At 71.9% G+C, this 4,279-nt stretch carries 1 protein-coding gene; it reads right to left on the reverse strand.

Annotation, left to right across the window (positions count from 1 at the left end; translation table 11 throughout):
* Positions 1 to 91 precede the first annotated feature (91 nt).
* Positions 92 to 3,895 carry an alpha-L-arabinofuranosidase C-terminal domain-containing protein gene (locus ACFWH7_RS20030; RefSeq protein ID WP_378219262.1) on the reverse strand — a complete coding sequence of 1,268 codons (3,804 nt, stop codon included), beginning with the start codon at positions 3,893 to 3,895 and terminating at the stop codon, positions 92 to 94.
* Positions 3,896 to 4,279: the final 384 nt, after the last annotated feature.

Raw genomic sequence — 4,279 nt, forward strand, 5'->3', positions numbered from 1 at the left:
TGGTACCGCGAGGTAGAGGCGTGGTCATGACCACGCCTCTACCTCGCGGTACCAGAGCTCTACCTCGGGCGACCAGGGCTCTACCTCGTCGTCAGCCGCAGTCGAGCGCGTCGTAGGCGACGTCGACGGTCGAGGTGACCTGCTCGCCGTCGACCGTCGCCGTGCCCGTCACCGTCGCTGTGCCGGCCGGAGCCGACGTCGCGCGCGCCGCGAACGACTGGTACGCGTTCTTGCCCGGCGCCACGTCCGCGAAGGCCTTCTGCCCGAACGGCGTCGCGAGCGTCACCGAGACCGGGACGTCCTCCCCGTTCGTCGCACGCACCGCCACGTACGCCTTGCCCGCCAGGCAGCGCGGCGAGACCTCGACCGCGAGGTCGAGCTCGGGCGCCGCGTCGGCCGCGTGGAGCCGGACGAACGTGATCGAGTGCGCGGGGAACTCGTAGGAGAACTCCTCGCCCACGCCCGTCAGGGTCCGCTCCACCGGGACGATCCGCTCGGGGTCGGCCTTGGTGTTGGTGTCCGACGGCGCGCCCACCATCTCCGTGACCGTCGCCTCGGACGCGATGCCCTCAGCACCCTCGACGTGCACCTGCGTGCGCGCCGCGGTCGCGGTGGGGTTGACGACCTTGACGACGACGTCGCCCGTGTCGTCGTCGCGCGTGACGACCTGGTAGAGCGACTTGGTCGACGGCTGCTCGTAGGACATCTGGAGCTCGCCATCGAGGTAGAGCTCGATGGTCGGCCCCTCGACGACGACCTTGACGTGGTACGGCTGGCCGGCCTCGATGCTGTGGTTCTCGACCGCCTTCACCTCGTTGGCGCTCCCGCCCGCCGCGCGCTGGAGGGCCTGGCGGGAGTTGTTCCACCCGCCGAGGTTCCACCAGTAGTAGTCGTTCGGGCCACCGGCCGCGAAGCCGACGAGGAAGCCCTCGGCGCCCGACGTCTTGCGCGCGTCGAGCTCGAGCGTGTAGCTCGACCAGTCCTTCGCGTAGGCACCGGCGACGATCGACCGGGCGTCGGTGACGTTCGTCGCCGACTGCACGTACGCGCCGTCCTGCGCCGCCCACGTGCCCGACTGCGGCTCCCACTGCGACGCGCCGGACTCGAAGTCGTCCGAGAAGAGCACCTCGCCGCTCGCGTTGTCGGTGACGCGCACGTTGTCGTACTGCGCAGCCGTGTTCCACGTCGAGAGGAAGACGCCACCGTCGAGCGTCGCGTCGGCCGGGGCCGGGCCCGAGTGCGTGCTGGGCACGACCTCGTCGCCGACGTTCTCCGAGAACAGCCGCTGGACGTAGTAGTTCACCGAGCCCCACGACTCGTCGTTGTCGAACCAGATCGCGTCGGGCGACCACTGGACGTACGACTCGTTGGCCAGCAGCGGTGCGTACGACGCGAGCCGCACGACGTCGGAGTTGCGCTCCAGGCCGGTCATGAACGACGCCTCGGCGAGGGCGTTGGCGAACGTGTTGCCGCGCGAGGCGTACTCGCCGAGGAACACGTGCGGCCCTTCACGGTCGTAGGAGTCGTACCGCTCGTCGTTCTCGAGGAACCACTGCGGGTCGTTGTAGTAGTGCTCGTCGACGAGGTCGACGTCCTGCTCGCGGTTGAACTCCCAGAGCTCGTCGAACCGCGTGCCGGTGTCGTCCGGGCCGGAGTTCGAGATGATCTGGATGTCCGGGTAGGCCGCCGCGATCGCGTCACGGAAGGCCGGGAAGTTGGCCTCGAACGTCTTCGTGTTCTCCTCGTTCCCGAGCCCGATGTACTTCAGGCCGAACGGCTCGGGGTGGCCGAGCTCGGCGCGCACGGCGCCCCACTCGGTGTCGACGCCGCCGTTGGCGAACTCGACGAGGTCGACGGTGTCGTCGACCCAGCGCTGGATCTGCGCGGGGTCCGTCATCTCGGGGATCGTGCTGCCGCAGCCGTTGGCGCCGACGGACACCACGGGCAGCGGGGTCGCGCCGAGGTCCTCGGCGAAGAGGAAGTACTCGAGGTACCCGATGCCGTACGACTGGTTGTAGCCCCAGAAGTTCCAGTTGGTCGCGCGCTCCTCGACCGGGCCGATCGTCTCCTTCCACTGGTACGTGCGGCGACGGTCGGTGAAGCTCGACTCCTCGTAGGTGCGGAACGTGCCGACGTTCGTCACGCAGCCGCCGGGGAAGCGCAGGAACTGCGGGTCGAGCGCGTCGATCTTCTCGGCGAGGTCCTTGCGGAGCACGGACTTCCCGTTGACCGGGCCGACCCACGTGTCCTGCGGGAAGAGCGAGACCTGGTCGAGGGCGAGCGTGCCCGCCGCGCCGGAGAGCAGCGCGAGGCGCCCGGCGTTCGTCGTGCCCGTCGCGGTGAGCGTGACGTCGTACTTCTTCCACACGTTCGAGCCGTCGACGGCGACCTGGCCGGTCGCGTACGCCGTGGTCCCGGCGTTGTCCTCGACCCGGACGGTGACCGTCTGCGCCGTCGCCGACCGCGCCCAGACGGAGAAGTCGTACGACTCCCCCTCCTCGACGAACAGGCCCGTGTTGTACCCGGCGTTGCGCACGCCGGCGCCCGCGCCGGTCGTCGTGAGGTTGAGGTAGTTCCGGTTCGTCGCGTTGAGGCGCCCGGCGTCGTTCACGACCTGCGTCGTGGCCGTCGCGCCGCCGCGGTTCGCGGCGCTCCACGCCGTGAGCCCGGTGAACGACGCGTTGTCCTGGTTGTTGAACTCGAACGACCGGTTGCGCACGAGCTCGGCGTACAGGCCGCCGTCGGCCGCGTAGTTGATGTCCTCGTAGAAGATGCCGTACAGCTCGTCGCTCATCTCCGTGCGCTCGCCGGCGAGGTCCACGGTGATCTCGTGGTCGGCGCTCGTGGCGGGCGTGATCGTGAGCTTCGTGGCCGCGTCGCGCGGGCCGAGGACGAGCGCGCCGTCGGACGCGCGCACGCCGGCGTACTGCTCGGGGTCCGCCGCGCTCCGCAGCCAGACCGTGCCGCCGCCCGCGTCGGTGAGCCGCAGCGTCGTGGCGTCCTCGCCCGCGGCCCCGAGGGAGAGCCGGGACGCGCCGGAGACGACGACGGGCCGGTCGCCGGCCGCGAGCGTCACCGGGGACGTGCCCTCGGCGCCCTCGACCGCCGTCGCGTCGAGCGCGACCGTCGTCGCGGGCCGCTCGTCGTCGAGGGCGAGGCCGTCGTCGGTCGCCACGAGGTACCGGGCGTCGCCCGGTCCCGCGAGCGTGAACGCGCCGTCCGGCACCTGGTCCGCACCCTCGGCGCTCTGGAGCGCCACGTAGTCGAACGCCGCGGCGTGCGCCGTGCCGCTCTGCGCGGCGAGCGCGTAGAGCCCGACGTGCGTCGTCGGGAAGTCGACGGTCACGGAGCCCGCGGGCTGCCACGCGGCGCCGTCCCAGAAGCTCGTCGCGATCGTGTCGCCGGTGCGCTGCATACGCAGCGTCTCGCCCGTGGATCCCGGGCGGTCGGTGAACGCGGCCGCGGAGAACACGCCGCCGGTCTCGACGTCGTTCTCGATCGCGCGCCCCGACGGCGACAGGTCGCCGACGAACGTCAGGCCGGAGCGGACGTAGTTGTCCATGTCCTGCCACGCGATGAGCCCCGCGCCCTGGTACACGGACGCGACGGGCGCCTCGAGACGGGTGACGACGGTGAAGTCGCCGGCCGGCACGTCGAGCAGGACGACGTTCTTGGCGCTGTTGGCGTCCTGGTAGGTGTCGCCGGGCTGCGACGTGAGCGTCAGCTTGCCGCCACCGACGGACAGCGCCTCGGGGACGGGATTGACGACGGTCCAGTCCGGGCCGAGCGCGGCGCCCTCGAACGGGTCGACCCACGCGCCGTCGGGCAGGTCGGGCTCCGCGGCGGAGGCGGGCAGCGACGTCGCGAGCGCGACGGTGCCGACCAGGCCGGTCACGAGCGCGAGCGCGACCGCACGCCGGCGACGCGCCGTTCGGGGCCGTGGAGGGTGAAGGGACGTATCCATGGGCTTCCTCTCTTCGTCGAGAGACACGCACCGTTGCGTGTGAGCGTTAACAGGATCGTGGCCGAGCCTAGTGTGAACGCTCACATTCGACAAGGGTCATGTCGTGACACACCGTCGGCCGGGCGTGTGCCCAGCCGACCCAGGGGTGCCGGCCCCCGTCCAGCTCCGGTGAACCCCGGGCGAGGCGCCCGGGCAGACGGCCCGGGGGGGGGGGGGGGGGGGGCGGGGGCGGCGCCGCGTCGCCGCGCCCACGAGGCGGGCGCGGCGCGCCGCGCGCCCCCGCCGCCCGCGCCCCCGCGCCCGGGCGCGAGCGCG

The organism is Cellulosimicrobium cellulans, from assembly GCF_042723955.1.
Taxonomy (GTDB): Bacteria; Actinomycetota; Actinomycetes; order Actinomycetales; family Cellulomonadaceae; genus Cellulosimicrobium; species Cellulosimicrobium cellulans_H.